A 17,964-nucleotide genomic window follows, 5' to 3' on the forward strand; every position below is an offset into this window, starting at 1 on the left:
CAAGAAAATTCTATTTCCGAACGCCAAAGCCTAAAAATTAGTTTGTCGTCGGTTGGTAATAGCCTAATTGAATAAGAAGTGATTTAACGTTTTAATACCTACCGCGTGATTGTATTGCGTGGAACGCTCTACGCAGACGAATGCTCGTTTTTAGTAGAGGATATTTCGATAAACTTCTAAGGTTCGTGACATCACGAACCTCGGGGGCGATAATTATCAGAACAAGGTTGCGTGCTGATCGTAGCGAAGGTGTACCGAACGCGATACAATCGCGCTCTAGCATTGCATCAACCGGCTGAAAATGAGGTAGTGCTGGTAAAACAAATTTCAAAACATTAAATCACTTCAATAACCCAAACAGCTTCTAAAATCCCAAGATAAAAAATTGAGTATTTCCGGATAAAGTACACACCGTAGAAACTGGCAAAAATATTAGGGGAAATTGGGGGGTGAAACGTTAAATTTAGCATTTTAGAATACACTAAATAGAGTGAAAACCAAAACCCAAAGCCATAAAGAGTTAGAGCAGTTAGCTAACCGCGTAGCTGGTTTAGAGCAGCAACTTGCTGAACAAAATTCTGTCTTTCAACAACTGGCCGAAGAGGTAGGCAGCGGCTACTGGCAGTGGACAATCTCTACCGATACTCTTGAACTAAGCCCTAAGTTATGCCAATTTTTGAATCATACGCCTCGTGCTAATCAGAAGCAGTCATGGCAATGGGAGGATATTTTATCTCCCAGTGGCTATGCTGAGCTAAAGCAGCGAATAGGTAAACTAACCCCTAGTAAGAATAAACGGTTCGAGTTTCACGCTGAAACTGCCTCACAACCTTCTGACCCGCTCATCTGTCAAGGCAGTGTGATTGAGTGGAATCAGCAGGGCAAGCCAGAGGCAATTCTGGGTTTTTTTAAATTGGCGTCACGTGAGCAGGCAGAGCGAGATGAGTTTGCCGAGCGAAAAAACTGGTTCCAGTGGATGGCCGATCATATTCCAGGAGTGACGATTGTAGTTTTTGACCAGAACTACCGCTACTTTACGTACGAAAAGTTTAAAGAAGTAGAAAATACGGTTATAGAAGGAGTGATAGGCAAAACCTTGTACGAAATAGCCACTCCCGAAGAAGTAGCTTTTCTGGAGCCTATCTATAAGCAGGTGCTAGCGGGTAAGTGCCTGGAACACGAAGTAGCCTATAAAGACAGGATTTACTACTCTCAGTTTATTCCCCTATTTAGCGAAGGAAAAGTAAACCAAGGTTTAGTATTTTCTTTAGACATTAGCCAAACAAAAGGATTTGAGCAGCAGTTGGCCTCGTTTATAAAACAGGCGCCCGTCGCTATTGCTGTTTTCGATACCAAGATGCATTACATTGCGGCTAGCCAGCATTGGGCAGACTCTATGCTAGATGATGAGCATGTGATCGGAGAATCGTTCTACGAAAATTTTCCTGAGATTACGCAAGAATGGAAAGATATTCACCAAGATTGCTTGCGAGGAAATACGCATCGGAATGATGCAGACCGGCTTATTCGGGAAGATGGCTCAGAGCAGTGGTTACAGTGGGAGGTGAAACCCTGGCGCTTATCCACCAACGAAATTGGGGGAGTAATTATGGTGGTTAAAGATATTACCGAGCGTAAAAAATCGGGACTCGCTTTTGAGCATTACCAGCAAGGGTTAAAGATACTTACCCAGATTAGTGCCAACCACCAGCTTAGTTTAGAAGAGCAACTACAGGAGCTACTTATTTCGGTTGCCAATTACTTTGACCTTCCCATGGGAATCATAAGTAGAGTAGATGAAGATGATTTTACAGTAGAGTATGCCATCTGTTTAGAAGATGACGACCAAAAAATTGGGGTTGATAGCCAATTCTCTTTACGGGAGACATACTGTGATATTGCATATACTACGAACGATACGTTTGCCGTCTCCAGCATGGGGGCTTCGGAGTATCGCGATCATTATTGTTACCAACAGTTTCAGTTGGAAACGTATATCGGCTCACCGCTGTGGGTGGGGGGGCAAAAGTACGGAACAATTAGCTTTTTCTCAGATGAAGAGCGACTCTCGCCCTTTACCGAGAATGAAGTAGACTTTATGCGACTGTTGGCACGTTGGGTAGGCACTACACTAGAACGCTTTTACCACGAGCGTGAGCTGGTGGCTGCTCGGGAGCAGGCGGAAGAAGCTACGCAAGCCAAAACTGATTTTTTGTCCACCATGTCGCATGAGATTCGCACTCCTATGAATGCGGTAATCGGTATGACTCATTTACTGCTGGAAGAAAACCCTCGGGACGATCAGTTAAAGTCACTACAAACGCTAAAATTTTCGGCTGACCTTCTTCTTTCTTTGATTAATGACATTCTAGATTTTAGTAAAATAGAGTCGGGAAAAATAGTGCTAGAGTCGGTAGACTTTAATCTGAAAGACATGCTTCAGGGAGTAAAGGCTGCCCAGGGAACCAAATCTCAAGAGAAGCAAGTGAAGCTAAAACTGCGCTGGGATGATGATGTGCCGATAATGGTAACTGGTGACGTCACCCGACTAGGGCAAATCATGAATAACTTGGTGAGTAACGCTGTAAAATTTACGCAAGAGGGTCAAGTTTCTATTGAAGTAGAGCTGATAGAGGAGATAGAAGACAAGGTTACGTTAGGTTTTAAAGTACGAGACACTGGAATTGGTATTTCCGAAAAGCAAATAGAAGCTATTTTTGATGAGTTTAGCCAGGCCAGTACCAGCACTACCCGTAAGTTTGGTGGAACCGGATTAGGGTTGGCGATTACCAAAAAACTATTAGAACTTCAGGGGAGTCAGATTGAGGTATCTAGTGAAGTTGGAGTAGGATCGGTGTTTTCCTTTGTACTTGATTTGCAAAAAAGTAAGAAGGTATCTCAAGAGGCGAAATCTGCTAAATCTGACGATGACTTGGGTCAAAGTCTAGAGGGGTTGCGAATACTATTAGTAGAAGATAATCCGGTGAATCAGTACGTTGCAACTCGTTTTATTAAAAAGTGGGAAGCATCATTAGATACGGCTAACCAAGGCCAGGAGGCAGTTGATAAAGTGAAACAGCAACCCTATGATGTGGTGCTAATGGATTTGCAAATGCCAGTTATGGACGGATACGAAGCTACTAAGCTCATTCGGGCTTGGGAAAAGCAGAAAAAAAAGAATCCGGTTCCAATTATTGCCCTAACAGCTTCGGCAACTGCAACTACCAGAGATAAGGTAAAGGAGCTAGGCATGAATGACTTTGTAACTAAACCATTTGATCCTAAGGAGCTCTTTGCTCGTCTGCTTATGCACTGGCAAAAGGAGGAGGCTAAGATTGATTATCTGAAAAATGACTTAACGGTTAATCTGGAAGTATTTGAATACCTTACTAAAGGTAATCAGGATAAACAACGGAATCTGTGCGTAAAAATAGAGAATATAGTCACCAATTTACTACAAGAAGTGAATGAGGCGAAAGAAAAAGCAGACTTGGAAAAATTCTCTCATGATCTTCAGCAGGTAAAATCTGCCATCGCTACCTTTAAGATTGAACCATTAGGAAGTATGGTGCAAGAAATGTTAGAAAACCCGGAAATGATTAATGCGGATATGTATACCGCTTTGGTCAATTATTGTCAGCAAGTATTAGCCAAAATTCAGGAGTACAAATCAGGTATCGAGGAATAATCCCGGAGACCAGAGACCGGAATTTAAAATTGATCGTTGATGGAATCAACCAGCTGATGAATAATGACTGATGATTGATGAATCATGAATAATGATGAATTGGCATGGGACACTGTGCAGTAGACAATGAGCAATAAAGCTAACCCCCGTACATCAAACTACGCTAACACCTGAACACTTCAATCTTCTGATCCGCACGACAGCTGCCTGTAACTCAATGACTGTTGACTATGGACTGTAGACTATTAACCGTAGACTAATCAGCAATTTAGCAATCCAATAAATCATGCTTTGAATTCTGCTTTCTTTTGTGGTCTTTTGCCGGATGAAGAAAAAGCGTGTAGCAATTGATATGGATGAGGTAATGGCTGATGCCTTAGGCAAGCTCATCCGGCTGTACGAAGATGAGTATCAGCTGCCAGTAGATCAAGATGAACTAGTCGGTCATTATCTGGACGAGGTTGTTCATCCCGATCATCGGTCAGCCATACGTCGCTATTTATTTACCGAGGATTTTTTTGAGGATTTGGATGTGATGCCCGGTAGTCAGGATGTAGTTCGACAGATGCACGAGCGTTACGAAATATTTATTGTAACGGCTGCAATGGAATTTCCTGGTTCGCTACGGCCAAAGTACCGATGGCTGCAACAGCATTTTTCGTTTATCCCCTGGAGCCATTACGTATTCTGCGGCGATAAAAGCATCATTCAAGCCGATTTTCTAATTGATGATCACGCTAAGAATCTAGTCAACTTCTCAGGAGAGCCTTTGCTATTCTCTTCTCCGCACAATGCCAACGAAACCCGCTTTACCCGGCTCAATAATTGGCAAGAGGTATCCCAATATTTTTTGTCAGACCAATGAGTTCGCTGGATATACTAGGGATTATAGCGGGAACCTGCACTACGTTGGCTTTTTTGCCTCAGGCGATAAAAACCTGGCAATCTCGTTCGGCTGGCGATCTTTCAGTGGGCACTTTTACGTTGCTGGTGATTGGTCTTATCTTATGGCTGATCTACGGAATCGGTTTGTATAACTGGCCCATTATTTTAACTAACGGACTTACGTTGCTAATTGCGGGGTCAATATTGTATTTCAAATTTCGTTATCCGTAACAAACAGTACCTTTACCAGAACTTCATCTAAACTTCACATAAGTATCCTGAATTTTTTGTACTATTGTGATTCTGCCAAATACCACTTTCATTTTATTTACTGCCTATGAAATTACTATTGCTAGTCTTTAGTGTTACGCTGGCCACATTGATTGGTCTTGTTAGCCAGACTTCACGGGTAATAAGCCCTATGGCTGATTGCCGAGTAATGGTAGATGATATTGCGGGCAGTTACGAAGGCGACTGCCACAAAGAGAAAGCCCACGGTTACGGAAAAGCAATTGGTAAGGATACCTACGAAGGAGAATTTAAGAAGGGATACCCTCACGGACAAGGAACCTATACCTGGATTAGTGGTGACTATTACGAAGGCACTTTTGTAAAAGGCAAAAAAGAAGGAGAAGGAAAAATGGTATACGCTTCAGTCAACGCCGATAGCGTGCTTACCGGCTACTGGGAAGATGATCGCTTCCAGCAAGAAGAAAAAAGCTCTTCTGAGTAGTGTTTTGGTATTAGTGTGTTAAGGTGTTTGTGTGTTCATGAATAATTTAAACATTACGCGGTAACCGCCTGAACATCATTCCATGACGGCCTGAACACTGAACATTGCATAAGCAACCGCCTGAATATCAATCGTTCAACAAATCATTTAGAGGCGAATGATGATTGGTATAGCGGTTGGTATTTATCTTGAAGATGCGCTGGAACAGAAAAAATAGCGGGATGAAATAAAGCGGCCAACAGTTCAATGCCATCTACCAAGTTAGCCGCGCTAGATTGGGTAAATAAGTCGTACTCGGCAATAAACACTTTCTGCTCTCGAACCGCTCGCATAGTAGACCAGCCTGATTGTTGGGTCAGACACTCCATTTCTTCCAGACTACGCTCTATTGTAAAACCGCAGGGCGCGATCACCAGTATTTCGGGATCGTAGCGAACAATTTTATCCCAACTGGTGACAATACTATCTCCACCGGGGTGAGCCAGTAGGTCGGTGCCGCCTGCGTAGGTAATTTGATCGGGAATCCAGTGACCACAATTATAGATAGGGTCTATCCACTCCAACAGCATCACCCGACGCGGCATGGCTCGATGAGCCCGTAGCTGATCCACAATAGCATCTAACCGATTCCGAAGCTGCGGCAGGTGTCGGTACGCTACAGCTTCCGCCCCCAGTGCTTGACCGATGGTTATCACCGTATCAAATACATCATTTAGCGACTGAGGCGTAATGGAAACTAACGCTGGGGAAGTAGCTAGGGTAGCTGCGGCTTCCGCAGCACAGGACGCATCAATTTGGCAGACTTCGCATATGTCTTGGGTGAAGATAACATCAGGTGATGCGGCTTGTAGTACTTCTTGGTCTACGTAGTAAAGACTCTTTCCCTGAGCTTTACTGGTAGAAAAGATCCGATTAATTTCCGCACTGGAGTATTGTTTTCCCTCCAAAAGGTAGCGCACTGCCACCGGCTTAATTTTTCTTGCTTCCTCCGGACATTCAAAGGTAACTCCGTGAAGCTGGTCTTGTAGCTCCAGGTCGTAAATCATCTGAGTAGCAGCCGGTAAAAAAGAACAAGCCCGAATCATGAAAGTTGCGGATGATTGAGTACGGGATACCGTCGGCTAGCCAACTCATAGCCTCCGAAAAGAAACCCACTGTACAGCAGGTTGCTGAGTAGCATGTTTTTAAGAAAAGGAAGGGCTAAGACGTAACAACTCAGCAGTCCCGACCAGTCGCGGGTAAATGGCTGACCCGTAGTTAGATCAATACCACCACCCAGCCACACTCCAAAATCAGTGACAATGTAGTGCACTAAGGCCGCTCCTATAGAAGCCGCTAACACACTTTTCCAATGTACTCGACGGATGAGGGTTCCTACAAATACCATCAGGGCAAACGCTAGGTATGTCCAGTACCAGCCGTCGTACAGCAACCCACTTCTGTACTGGGAGAAGTAGGTTTGCATCATCACCAAATCGCTAACGAGCAGCATTAATAAAGGGAAAAAATACGCTCGAACTTTAGAGATAAAGTAGGTACCCCCAAACAGAGCTAAGGCACCAAAAGGAGTAAAGTTGGCTAATGGAGTAAGTTGTCCGCCATTATTTAAGATACGCCATAGCCCCATTAGTAGGATAATAGCCAGTAAAACCAGTAAACGAATATTAATACGGTTTTTCATTGGGTACGAATAGTTGAGCTAATGAAGACCATTGATGATTGAACTGAGTGTGCTTCGTGAGCGAGGGTCTAAAAAGCAAAGCCGTTCGGGGCAATTCCCACTCCGTAACTTTGAATCAAATTCCCGGTAGTTGAGTAGCGAAAGAAGGTGCCATCGCTGCTAAAATTAGGCACCTGTCCGGTCAAAATATCTCCGCTTATTGGATCAACCCCTAATCCGTAAACATCTTGATCAATGAATGGGCTATCCGGTAGTTCGGTACTCTCAATGCTCATGGTGTAAACACCGCCTCGGTACCTAAAGTAAAGCTGCTGGCCAGCGGGGTTTATTCTCACGCTAATAGGGTCGCCCCCCATCTCGCTAGCTTCAATCCGAGAAGCAACTTCGTTATTTTCCAATCGAGCTAAATATCCGGGCAAACTACCGAATTGATTGCTAGCGACCCAGATACTACCGTTGGTATCCGCGACCAGGCTGCTGGGGTTTTCACCAACCACGATCGTATCGACTACGGTATCAGTTTGGGGGTCAAGTACCACTACCGTGCTGTCAGTTCCGAAACCACCTCCGTTCGCTACGTAAACTTGATTATCGACCAAAACGAGTTCATTCGGTCCAGAACCTATCGGAACCGTGGCGGTTACTTGATAGCTAGTTAAATCCAGTACTTTTATTGTTCCGCTTACTCCATCGGCTCCCCAATCGGTCACGTAACCTTTAGTTGGACTAATTCCGAGGAAATAGCGGGGTGAGACTATACCTTCATCCGCACCAATAGTAGCTAAGGACTCAAAAGTTTCCCGGTCGATAACCTCTATCTTAGCAGAGTTTTGTACCACTATAAAACCTCGGTCGTCAAATACTGCCATCGATTGGGTTTGGTCACCCAGCGGGCGATTGTTTGTGCTACTAAAGACGTTATTGAGTACTGAGTCTTTTTGTCGGTCGTAGTAAGAAAGAGTAGTATTGGCACCACCAAACGCACCCTCATTCACAATAAAATAGCCGTCTTGCCCGGGCGGAGGCGGAGCAGGACTATCGTCATCATTGTTACAAGATGTAAAAACAGTGCTGGTAAACAGGGTAAACACAAAAAAAGTGGCAATGTGCCGAAGGTTACGATACATAGTAAACATTAATTAAACTGATAAATAATATTGATTTGGTAGTTACGACCGGGCATCGGGAAGCCCTGCCGTACTTCGTAGGCGTGATTGAAAATATTGTTAAGTGTACCATTCACCGATAGCTGGTGAGCATCATTGATTGGCCAACGGTATGCTAACGAAACATCGGTGGTAGCGTAACTGGGCAGTACCCGATTATTGGAAGCATCCGTAAACTGCTCGCCAATAATGTTGGAGGTTGTACCAAGCTCCCAGCGACGGTAGTGCAGTAGAGCTGATGCTTTTCCTTGATGGTAGGGGGTGTAAATAAGCTGCTTACGCAGTTCGGTGGGGTTACCCCCATCCTTAATTGCTTCTTTGGAAGAACGAGTATAGCTGTAAAGGCCCCACAACTGGAAAGAGATGTCATTGGCTACTTCAAATTCAGCCCGAGCGGTGGCTTCCAACCCCCGCACCCACACCTGTTGCACATTAATGGGCGACCAGCCAGCACCGTCTAGAGGAACCCACTGTAGCCAGTTATTAAACCAGTTACTAAAAGCGGTCAGATTACCTTGTAACTTCCATCGGTTGTATACTGGCTCAGCTTCTACGCCAAATTCAGCTCCCCAGCCACTCTCGGGTTGCAAATTAGGATTCCCCTGGCTAACCCCTGACCAATATAAATCGTTGAACGTAGGCAGGTTGTAGCTTCGGGCCACTTTGCTGCGGAGTTTCCAAAATTTACTGACAGAGTAAGCCAGCGATAACGAAGGCAGAATTGGCGACCACTCCTGGTCAATCAAGGTTTCTCGCAAACCGACTGATGCTTCTAAGCGATCGTAGAGTAAGGTTCGGTACGATACAAATAAGGCCGTGCGGTTACGCTGGGGCCGCCGAGATCCGTAGCTACTTACCTGGGCCTGCTCGTAGGTGTGGTTAGCACCTACTAATAACCACTGTTCTTCATCCAGATAAAAAGTGCTTTCCACTTCAGAAATCCAGGAGACAGATTCATTGAGTGAGTTTTCAATGGCATTATCGGAGTAGACCAGCCGATGACCCAAAATAGCGGTTCGGGCGCGAATCTGGTGATTGGCATTCGTCAGCGTCCAGTTAGCCACCATTCGGTGAAAGAGATCAGTTTGGATGCCTTGGCTAGAAATTCCGGCAGCCGCTACACCCGGTACTTCTACGTAGTTATCTTGTAACCAGTACTTTACCTCTATGTTTTGCTGAGGTGATAGCTTCTGATAGAACTCCGCTAAAACGCCCTGCTGACTGATACCCGCGTGTTGCCGCTCTTCCGACCGAACCCGGTAGATATTGTAGTACGGAAAATCATTATCCGCTTGACGGTAGAAGGCCCGTACTCGTACCGCACTGTGAAGATTACCATATTTTAGCTGAACACCGGTCTGTCGATCACCAAAGCTACCCAACTGCTGAAAGAGCTTGCCGTTGAGTCCGGATGAAGATTCCAGCGTGGAATGCAGGTGAATAGCTCCGCCTAGTGTTCCGGCTCCGTAGACAGCTCCCAAGCTACCGTGTTGCAATGAAATATCGTCTAGGAAGAAAGCGGGCATAAGGGTTAGATCCAAACTGCCGTTCATGTTACTTTGCAGATTGATTCCTTCCCAAAATACCGGGGTATGATTGCTGCCGCTTCCTCGTAGCGAGGCGGTAGAAAGTCCACTAATTCCGTAGGAGCGTACATTAATTGCGGAATACTTCATTAATAGCTGAGCTAAATTATTGGAGGCAGCGTAGCCAGTAGCTTGCGGAAGAATTTCGGAAACCTGATCGCCACTACTGAACAGTTGCAAGCGAGAATCTGTGATTTCTACCGTCTGCAACATCTTTACTGTGTCGCGGTTCGTAGACTGCCCAACTGCTGGAAGTAATGATATACAGCACACTCCCAAAGCTAGCCCAACCGACAGAATCCGGTTTACGATTAGATTGATCGAGAAATACGACTGCCATCCGTGCATTATAAACATACTATGCCGGGCCGTCCGCAGAATACGAGAAATGTAATGAAACGAATACCGCCACCAGGATAGCCAGATTTAGCCACAGTGGTAGTAGCCTTTAGCCAAACTTGGTAGTACGGTAAACGGTCTGATACACTCCTGGCCTTTCCACCGAAAGCCTGAATGAAAAATTGCCCGGGCAGGTCTCCTGACTTACTCTAGTTGCTGTAGCCTTCCCATCCGTAGACAGTGGCGATGTTAGACAGCAACCTACTAAAGAGTTTACAGTTGCGGGGACAGCTTCGGATTCAGAGCATGTTTAAGTTCTGTTTTTGTAGGCGAAAAGGAGCTATTTCGGGGGCTGGCGAGTGTATTTTTCAAAGAATAGCAGTAGCTATTTTGCGGAAAATACATGAAGCTCAGACACCGAAAGGGCCCTTTACAGCCCAAAGGATAGAATTTAAATATGCTCTTACACCGAATTCCCTTTTAATTCAGATCAGCTAGATATTACTTGATCTGAAACCCAATGCGATTCAAAGATAGAAGCATTATTTTTTATTTCCTAAAGGTTTAGTCAAGGGGAATATAGCTGAGACAACCGAAGAAGCAGACTTTCAATAGACTGCACAGTACTAACGAGTTTATTGTTATTACAAATGTTCCAGTGGTTATTGGCGATTATTTCCACAGATACCGCTGAGCGGGGCTGTAGGTAGTACCCTGCCCGCTCTAACGCTCGTTGGGTCCACCGGGCACGTATTCCTGAGCCGGTTAGCGCAATTGGATGATTCTCTTCGTGTTGCACCTGAAATGTTCCGCTTTCAGGGTTAAACGGAGCCTGATCGGTGCTCATAGCCTCGGGGAGGGTTCCGCTAAGCACTAGGTCTTCTGGCACTTTATCGATTACTGTTTGCTGGTGCATCAGCCAGAGCCGATCGGCAACCTGAAGGGCTAATTCAATATTGTGGGTAGAGAAGATAATGCATTTCTGCTGGTTTCTTACCAAAGTTCGTAACAACTGAATGATATTCACCTGATTAGTAATATCCAGATGAGTGGTAGGCTCATCCAAGATCATAATTGGTGTATCCTGAGCTAAGGCTCGGGCAATCATCACTTTTTGCCGTTCGCCATCGCTAAGCTGATAAATTGGTTTGTCGAGCAGATGGATGACCTTTGCTTGCTCAACCGCCGCGTTAACTTTTTGCTGATCGATGGTAGAGAAATTACCTAACCAGCCGGTATGCGGTAATCGTCCCATCGCAATGAGTTCCGCCGCTTTCACGTAGCTTATTTCGGCTTGCCCGGTTAAAACAATACTTATATAACGAGCGAAGGCTTTGGCATTAAGCGTATTGATGGATTTATTGAGTAGCTCAATAGTACCTGAGTGGGGTTTTTGTAATCCGGCAATCGTTCGTAATAGGGTGGATTTACCTGCCCCGTTGGAACCCACCAATGCAATCAATTGCCGATTGGTGACGGCTAAATTAAGATTGTGAACTAATCGTTGCTCCGATTGGCCTTTTCCGTAGCCCAGTGATACCTGATTAAGCGATATAATTGAGGAAACTGAACTCACGAGCTAGCGAAAGTGGGTGCTGAGGTTGCGACGATGAAGAATTACCCAAATAACCACCGGCGAACCAATCAGGGCAGTAATAGCATTAATTGGTAGTACCCAAGCCTGACCGGGCCATTGGGAAACTAAATCGCAGCCAATTAGAATGAATGCTCCGGCTAAAGCACTGGCCGGAATTAGCCAACGATGATCGGAGGTGTTTAGTAGTGAGCGAACTAAATGGGGAACGGCAATGCCAATAAATCCAATGGGTCCGCAAAAGCCGGTCACCAATCCTACTAATATACTCGTAGTAGCAATAATCCCGATGCGAGTGGGTAGGAGGGGAATGCCCATACTCCGTGCGTAACGTTCGCCCAGTAGTAATCCGTTCAGGTTTTTAGATAGAAGAAAAGTAACCAGAGTGACCACTAAGGTTAGTGATGAAAATATTTGTAACTGCCCGTTGGTAACGTTGCCTACACTGCCTAGCGTCCACAGTAAATAGTCGCGGATTTGCTCCGGTTGACTAAAGTACTGCCAGATACTCACGACCGCCAGCGTAATATTACCAATCATAATTCCGATAATCAGCAGCACGATATTGTCACTCACCCGCAGTGAAACCGCTAGAATGAGCAAGAGAACTACTGCTGCTCCGGCACTGGACGCAATAACCAGCAACCATCCCTGACCCACTCCGGATGACCAAAGAGCGGAAACGGCTACTGATTGCCCCGAGGCCAGCATAACTGTCGCTACTCCTAAACTTGCCCCCGCCGAAATACCGAGTACTGATGGCCCGGCTAACGGGTTTCGGAATAAGGTTTGGAGCTGCAAACCACTTACTGATAAGGCCATACCCGCTAACATAGCCGTGAGCGTTTTAGGAATTCTAATATTTACTAAAATATTGTTCCAGACCTGGTTGTCAGCCTTTTGTCCTACCAGCACGTGGGCTACGTCCCGCAGCGGAATAGAAACTGACCCCAGGGCAATATCGGCCAATCCGATAATTACCACCCCCAACGATAGCAGTACTAACCAAGTAGCGGGGACTAATCTTTTCGCGGTAGCTGATTGGGTAATGGTACTCACTCCAGAAGTTGTTGGTAATAGTAGAGCTGATGGTGAGGTAGCAACTCTGGGTGCAAAATCTTAATTAGATCGGCGAGGATTCGTTGGGGATAAACTACGCCACTTTCGTAGTAATCGTTACTGCCGCCCGAAGCACTAAGCCGACGATTGCTGTTGTAGACTCTTCCCGATTGAAAAGCCGAAAAGTCCGCGAAGCGGGAATCAATGCCCAGCACCTCTTTGGTGTTAAGCGATTGTCCGGGGTCAAGCCATATCTCGGCCTGTAATCCTAAATCGTACATCCGCTCAAAATCTACCGGAAAACTTACGGCAGTAGAATCCTGACTAAACGCCCAATCGGCTCCGGCATCTTGCAGTAGGGCATTGCGGTAGCTTTCGGCCCCCGGTACGTACCAGGTTCCCTGAAACGGAGTGCCTACGATGACTGAAGGCTTTTCGGCTACCGATTGGGTAAGCTGGGCTAGGGTAGTGTACGCCTCCTCGGTTCGACTAAACTTGGTTAATGCAAATTCTTCTTTATTCAGTAGTGATGCAAAAAGCTTGAGCCACTCGGCTTTTCCCAGCGGAGTGCTTTCGGTCCACTCGGCAACGGGAAGTACCAGAATATCCAGGTCAATAAATTTTTGGTAAGCCGATAAATCGCTACCAGGCATATGGGAAACAAATATCAAATCGGGTTCGAGCGAAACTACTTGTTCGGTGTTTAATGTATTACCGCTACCTACTTCTTGAATAAGACCCGAAGCCGCCCGGTTGGTAAACAGAGAGTCGTAGACGTAAGCAGCTTTATCTAGTCCGACAACTACATCGGTATGACCCAGCATTTTTAAGAAGGCTAAATGGGTAGTTGATTGGGTGATGACTCGCTGAACCGGAATGCGGACAATCTGATCTACTTCAGCTTCCAAGTCAGGATATGTGGTTTCATCGGCGGGCAGCAGCAGATAGCGTAAGGTATCATTAGCGGTAGCAAGTGAGAGAACTTTTTGATTCTCGTAATAATCAATGGCAAAACCTTGGGCGTACTCTACGTTTAGTGTCGAGTCAGACTTAAGTAAATTTGCCGACTGCTCTGGAGGGTTACTGCACGACCATGAGAACATTAGCGATACTCCCCAATGAAATACCGTATTACGAGCGAGCCTAGTTGGGATATCGAATGATAGAAACTGAAGTTTCATAAGTAGTTCTTTTTACCCCAACCCTCGAGGGTAGCTCAGATATTGATTAAGGCAGGTCTTCTGACTTCTCCTACAATGATAGCCTTCCCATCTGTTATTGCAGACAGTGGCGATGAAGTGATCATTGTATGTAGTTTGGAGTTACAGCAGCGAGGACTGCACCGGACTGCGCGTCTCGGTTTCCCTTTTCAACTTGCCCACAATAAGTAGGTAAGCCACCTTAATGGAAGTAAAACTAGCTAAATTCTCATGAATTCCTAAATCACTGTGGTAGGTAAACTATTAGCGAGGCGAGTAAATGGAGTAGCCGTAGAGAATAATCAATAACCCTAAGACAATGATGACTAAGGCCGCTATAATGACGTGGCGTTTATTCATGATAACGGTTAATCAAGTTGGGTCTGATTTGCATCCAAACCATCTAAAAATCCTTGATACATCGGTTTTTTACTAAAGTTCTCGTTAAACAGCAATGGCCATTGCGGATGTCCGGTATGCTTAGTCAGCCAGCTCTCGTTATCGCGTAATCCCCAAAATGTAATGGCAAACTTATTTTCTGCTGGTAGTTGCTGGTACCGCTGTACGATAGCTGCCAGCAGTTCTTGCTGTTGTTGAGCCGCTTCTTCGGTAAGCGTGCTTAGTTCACCGTCAGGATTAGTACGAATATCTACTTCCGATAGATGTACTTTCAAGTTTCGCTTCACAATTTCATCCAGCGCGTACTGAAATTTATCCAATGAGAAGTCTAATCTGATGTGCATCTGCAACCCAATACCATCAATGGGAATGTTGCGGGACTGAAAATCGTCTACCATCGCCAGAATGGTAGCTAGTTTTTCGGAGCTAGCTATCACATCGTAATCATTGTAGAACAACAAAACATCGGGGTCGGCCTCCCGAGCGTACTGGTGGCAGCGGGCTACGTAGTCATCACCTAGCTTTTGGTGATAAACGGAGTTACGCCACCCTTTTCCACCGGAAGAAACGGCTTCATTCACCACATCCCAGCTTACTACTTTTCCTCTATAGTGTTTTACCGTAGCCTGAATATAGTCACGCAGTAAATTTTCCAGCGTAGCTGAGTCGTAGGAGTCAATCGTGTTTTCTAGCCAGTCGGGCTGCATTAGATGCCAAGCTAGTGTATGCCCGTGAACTTGCTGATTGTGCGCTTGGGCAAATTCAAGTAGGGAATCACCTAAGCTAAAATCGTACTGCCGCTCGGCAGCCCAAATGTACTGGGGCTTCATCACATTTTCGGCAGTAATACTGCTAAACTCCCGCCCTACCACTTGGGCGTAGTCAGTCTGGGCTAAGCGTTTGGGGTTGATGGCTACGCCCACCGGAAAGTCGGCAGACTCTCTTAACCGAGGCTCAGGCGAGTCGAGCCCATTGCTGATTATTACGGTCAATAATAGCCCTAGACTTAAAAAGAAGGAAAAAAACTGCATAGGTGTTGGTTTAGGTGTTGTTAGTGACTGAACGTTGGATTATTGTATATATTTTTTTTGATTTTTAAGTGCAGAAGAATACTTCCTAACCAGAGTAAATATAAAAATGATAGGGTAATTGCTGAAGATAGTAGTATTTTTAGCAATATATCAACCTAATACTATGCTACGACGTACATTTTTAACGCAAAGTTTAGGGGCAAGTGCTTTGGCTTTATTGCCCAATCACGCTAACCTTTTTGGTCGTAATTCTAAGGAAGTTTCTGTTCGGGCGATCACCTATGGCTCTAAGTCCCACTGGTTTGGCTACTACGATAAATGGCAGTTTGACCCGTCAGGCCGATACGTACTGGGTATGGAGGTTGACGTGCCCCGCCGTTCGCCTACCGAAAATGATATAATTAAAATCGGTGTGGTCGACTTGGAAAATAACGATCCCGAAGGTCGGCCCCAGTGGATAGAAGTAGGGGAGAGTAACGCCTGGGGTTGGCAGCAGGGTTGTATGCTTCAGTGGATTCCGGGTTCGGAAAACCAAGTCATTTGGAACGACCAGGAAGATGGACAGTACGTTAGCCGAATACTAAGTCGAGAAAGTGGTAAAGAAAAAATTTTGCCCAAACCAGTCTACGCCCTCTCGCCCGACGGAACCTTTGCCGTTGGCACCGAATTTAACCGTATTCAGAATATGCGTCCCGGCTACGGTTATCCTGGAATTCCCGACCCCTACGCCAAAGTGAAAGCCCCGGATGAAATTGGGCTGTACCGCATGGATTTGCATTCGGGCGAGAGCAAGTTGATTTTTTCTTTGGCACAAGCGGCGGCTATCCCTTACCGAGGAAAGTCGCTGGAAGATAAGTGGCACTACTTTAATCACTTGTTGGTAAGCCCCGATAGCAAACGAATGATTTTTCTGCATCGTTGGCGTGAAGCACCGGCGAATACTGCGGGTGCATCCGGTGGTTTTACGACCCGAATGTTCACTATCAACATAGACGGAAGCGATCCTTATATTCTTGACCCCTCCGGTCGTACTTCTCACTTTATCTGGCGCGACCCTCAGCACATCTGCGCTTGGACGAAGCCCGAAGGTAAGAAAGCCGCTTTTTATCTATTTAAAGACCAAACCGATGAGGTGGAAATTGTCGGGGACGGAAAAATGACGGTCAACGGTCATAACACCTACGTTCCCAACACCAACGGCGAGTGGATACTGAACGATACCTATCCCTCCAATGATCAGAAGCGTTTACAGACTTTATATCTCTACCACGTACCAACTGATAGAAAGGTGATACTGGGGCAGTTCTACGAACCTCCCGTGTTTAAAGGGGAGTGGCGTTGCGATCTGCACCCCCGAAGTAATCAGCAAGGTACTAGGGTAGTGTTTGATTCTACTCACCAAAACGGCCAGCGACAAATGTACCTGGCCGATATCAGCTCTATCATAGAAAACTCTTAAACCATTGCCCATGCGTCGCCGATCATTTGTGAAAGCCGGTGCTGCCAGTGCTGTTTTAGCTGCAACTGGCCTACCCTCCTGTAAAATTTCCCGCCAAGTACCGGAAGTTACTGCCGATAATATCCCGATGTGGAAAGGCTTCAATCTACTGGAAAAGTTTGACGGTCAGTCCAACAAGCCTTATCGAGAAAGTGATTTTAAAATGATGGCCGACTGGGGCTTTAACTTTGCCCGGCTACCGATGTCGTACTGGACGTGGGGTGATGTAAACGATTGGAGTAAAATTGATGAAGCCACGCTCAAGCATATTGATGAAGCGATTAACTACGGACAAAAGCACAGGGTACACGTTAATCTGAATTTTCATCGGGCACCGGGCTACTGCATCAACGGAGGTGATTTAGAACCTTACCAGCTCTTTGAAGACGAGGAAGCCCAGGATGCTACCCGCTTTCACTGGCGTACCTTTGCCAAACGTTATCAGGGCATTCCTAATTACGACCTAAGTTTTGATTTACTCAACGAACCTCCCTTTATTCCCGAAGCGCAGCATAACCCAGTTATGCTCTCGGTGATTGAGGCCATTCGGGATGCTGACCCTGACCGATTGATTGTGGTAGATGGCTTAGCGGTGGGGCGTGATCCAATTATTGGCTTTGCCGATAAAAATGTGGTGCAAAGCACCCGGGGCTACGACCCCATGCGGGTAAGCCATCACGAAGCTTCCTGGATTCCGGGTAGCGATATCTGGCCGGAACCTACTTGGCCCCTAACTACTGATGAAGAAACGGTAGATCAGGCAAAACTTCGCCAGCAATTGATTGAACCCTGGCAAACAGTGGTTACTCAAGGAGTAAAAGTACACGTAGGGGAATGGGGAGCGTACAATCAAACCCCGCACGAAGTGGCTTTGGCCTGGATGGAAGATCTGTTGCAACTCTGGCAAGAAGCAGGCTGGGGCTGGGCACTATGGAACTTACGGGGTTCATTTGGAGTGCTAGATAGCGGTCGAGAAGATGTTGAGTACGAAGATTATCAAGGGCACAAGTTGGATCGTAAGATGCTGGAGTTACTACAAGCGTACTTATAATGGTAAGTAAATTCAGCATTAGTCGTGGTGATGACTTTTGGCCTCTCTTAATAAT

14 protein-coding genes and 2 riboswitches are annotated in these 17,964 nt (G+C 45.8%); of the genes, 6 read left to right on the forward strand and 8 right to left on the reverse strand.

Going from position 1 to position 17,964, the window contains the following annotated elements:
* Positions 1 to 490: 490 nt before the first annotated feature.
* The 4 genes from P0M28_RS26725 to P0M28_RS26740 all read left to right on the forward strand — a co-directional run bounded on the left by P0M28_RS26725 (position 491) and on the right by P0M28_RS26740 (position 5,306).
* Positions 491 to 3,688, forward strand: coding sequence for a response regulator (locus P0M28_RS26725; protein ID WP_302206562.1), 3,198 nt, complete (start codon positions 491 to 493; stop codon positions 3,686 to 3,688).
* A 325-nt stretch (positions 3,689 to 4,013) separates the two neighbouring features.
* A complete protein-coding gene (locus P0M28_RS26730; protein WP_302206563.1) occupies positions 4,014 to 4,553 on the forward strand; it encodes a 5' nucleotidase, NT5C type in 540 nt (179 codons plus the stop codon).
* Positions 4,550 to 4,804 carry a SemiSWEET transporter gene (locus P0M28_RS26735; RefSeq protein ID WP_302206564.1) on the forward strand — a complete coding sequence of 85 codons (255 nt, stop codon included), beginning with the start codon at positions 4,550 to 4,552 and terminating at the stop codon, positions 4,802 to 4,804. Before P0M28_RS26730 ends, P0M28_RS26735 begins: the two co-directional genes overlap by 4 nt.
* 106 nt (positions 4,805 to 4,910) lie before the next feature.
* A complete protein-coding gene (locus tag P0M28_RS26740; protein WP_302206565.1) occupies positions 4,911 to 5,306 on the forward strand; it encodes an MORN repeat-containing protein in 396 nt (131 codons plus the stop codon).
* Positions 5,307 to 5,449: 143 nt separating this feature from the next.
* Here the strand turns inward: P0M28_RS26740 and P0M28_RS26745 are convergent, their stop codons facing one another.
* From P0M28_RS26745 to P0M28_RS26780, 8 genes are all read right to left on the reverse strand, one after another.
* A complete protein-coding gene (locus P0M28_RS26745) occupies positions 5,450 to 6,391 on the reverse strand; it encodes an ABC transporter substrate-binding protein (protein ID WP_302206566.1) in 942 nt (313 codons plus the stop codon).
* Positions 6,388 to 6,987, reverse strand: a complete 600-nt coding sequence (locus P0M28_RS26750; RefSeq protein ID WP_302206567.1) for a DUF6580 family putative transport protein — start codon at positions 6,985 to 6,987, stop codon at positions 6,388 to 6,390. The genes P0M28_RS26745 and P0M28_RS26750 overlap by 4 nt, the downstream gene beginning before the upstream one ends.
* 68 nt (positions 6,988 to 7,055) lie before the next feature.
* Positions 7,056 to 8,114 carry a YncE family protein gene (locus tag P0M28_RS26755; protein ID WP_302206568.1) on the reverse strand — a complete coding sequence of 353 codons (1,059 nt, stop codon included), beginning with the start codon at positions 8,112 to 8,114 and terminating at the stop codon, positions 7,056 to 7,058.
* 8 nt (positions 8,115 to 8,122) lie between these two features.
* Positions 8,123 to 10,087: a TonB-dependent receptor plug domain-containing protein gene (locus tag P0M28_RS26760; protein ID WP_302206569.1), complete on the reverse strand. Its 1,965-nt coding sequence runs from the start codon at positions 10,085 to 10,087 to the stop codon at positions 8,123 to 8,125.
* Positions 10,088 to 10,250: 163 nt separating this feature from the next.
* Positions 10,251 to 10,614: riboswitch (cobalamin riboswitch) on the reverse strand.
* Positions 10,615 to 10,646: 32 nt separating this feature from the next.
* Positions 10,647 to 11,654 carry an ABC transporter ATP-binding protein gene (locus tag P0M28_RS26765; RefSeq protein ID WP_302206570.1) on the reverse strand — a complete coding sequence of 336 codons (1,008 nt, stop codon included), beginning with the start codon at positions 11,652 to 11,654 and terminating at the stop codon, positions 10,647 to 10,649.
* Between the two features lie 3 nt (positions 11,655 to 11,657).
* Positions 11,658 to 12,731 (reverse strand): iron chelate uptake ABC transporter family permease subunit, encoded by a 1,074-nt coding sequence (locus tag P0M28_RS26770; protein ID WP_302206571.1) that lies wholly within the window; start codon positions 12,729 to 12,731, stop codon positions 11,658 to 11,660.
* On the reverse strand, positions 12,728 to 13,912 hold the full coding sequence (locus P0M28_RS26775; RefSeq protein WP_302206572.1) for an ABC transporter substrate-binding protein: 1,185 nt from the start codon (positions 13,910 to 13,912) through the stop codon (positions 12,728 to 12,730). The genes P0M28_RS26770 and P0M28_RS26775 overlap by 4 nt, the downstream gene beginning before the upstream one ends.
* A gap of 33 nt (positions 13,913 to 13,945) precedes the next feature.
* A riboswitch (cobalamin riboswitch) is annotated at positions 13,946 to 14,150 on the reverse strand.
* A 148-nt stretch (positions 14,151 to 14,298) separates the two neighbouring features.
* Positions 14,299 to 15,360: an endo-1,4-beta-xylanase gene (locus P0M28_RS26780; RefSeq protein ID WP_302206573.1), complete on the reverse strand. Its 1,062-nt coding sequence runs from the start codon at positions 15,358 to 15,360 to the stop codon at positions 14,299 to 14,301.
* 163 nt (positions 15,361 to 15,523) lie between these two features.
* On the opposite strand from P0M28_RS26780, the gene P0M28_RS26785 reads away from it, so the two are divergent.
* A complete protein-coding gene (locus tag P0M28_RS26785) occupies positions 15,524 to 16,819 on the forward strand; it encodes a hypothetical protein (protein WP_302206574.1) in 1,296 nt (431 codons plus the stop codon).
* 10 nt (positions 16,820 to 16,829) lie between these two features.
* Positions 16,830 to 17,909 carry a glycoside hydrolase family 5 protein gene (locus P0M28_RS26790; RefSeq protein ID WP_302206575.1) on the forward strand — a complete coding sequence of 360 codons (1,080 nt, stop codon included), beginning with the start codon at positions 16,830 to 16,832 and terminating at the stop codon, positions 17,907 to 17,909.
* Positions 17,910 to 17,964: the final 55 nt, after the last annotated feature.

Source organism: Tunicatimonas pelagia, from assembly GCF_030506325.1.
Lineage (GTDB): Bacteria > Bacteroidota > Bacteroidia > Cytophagales > Cyclobacteriaceae > Tunicatimonas > Tunicatimonas pelagia.

Excerpts from the sequence above, each read along its gene's own strand:
- P0M28_RS26730 (WP_302206563.1), top strand. The coding sequence starts at position 4,014 with ATGAAGAAAAAGCGTGTAGCAATTGATATGGATGAGGTAATGGCTGAT.
- P0M28_RS26735 (WP_302206564.1), top strand. The coding sequence starts at position 4,550 with ATGAGTTCGCTGGATATACTAGGGATTATAGCGGGAACCTGCACTACG.
- P0M28_RS26740 (WP_302206565.1), top strand. The coding sequence starts at position 4,911 with ATGAAATTACTATTGCTAGTCTTTAGTGTTACGCTGGCCACATTGATT.
- P0M28_RS26745 (WP_302206566.1), bottom strand. The coding sequence starts at position 6,391 with ATGATTCGGGCTTGTTCTTTTTTACCGGCTGCTACTCAGATGATTTAC.
- P0M28_RS26750 (WP_302206567.1), bottom strand. The coding sequence starts at position 6,987 with ATGAAAAACCGTATTAATATTCGTTTACTGGTTTTACTGGCTATTATC.
- P0M28_RS26755 (WP_302206568.1), bottom strand. The coding sequence starts at position 8,114 with ATGTATCGTAACCTTCGGCACATTGCCACTTTTTTTGTGTTTACCCTG.
- P0M28_RS26760 (WP_302206569.1), bottom strand. The coding sequence starts at position 10,087 with ATGCACGGATGGCAGTCGTATTTCTCGATCAATCTAATCGTAAACCGG.
- P0M28_RS26775 (WP_302206572.1), bottom strand. The coding sequence starts at position 13,912 with ATGAAACTTCAGTTTCTATCATTCGATATCCCAACTAGGCTCGCTCGT.
- P0M28_RS26780 (WP_302206573.1), bottom strand. The coding sequence starts at position 15,360 with ATGCAGTTTTTTTCCTTCTTTTTAAGTCTAGGGCTATTATTGACCGTA.
- P0M28_RS26785 (WP_302206574.1), top strand. The coding sequence starts at position 15,524 with ATGCTACGACGTACATTTTTAACGCAAAGTTTAGGGGCAAGTGCTTTG.
- P0M28_RS26790 (WP_302206575.1), top strand. The coding sequence starts at position 16,830 with ATGCGTCGCCGATCATTTGTGAAAGCCGGTGCTGCCAGTGCTGTTTTA.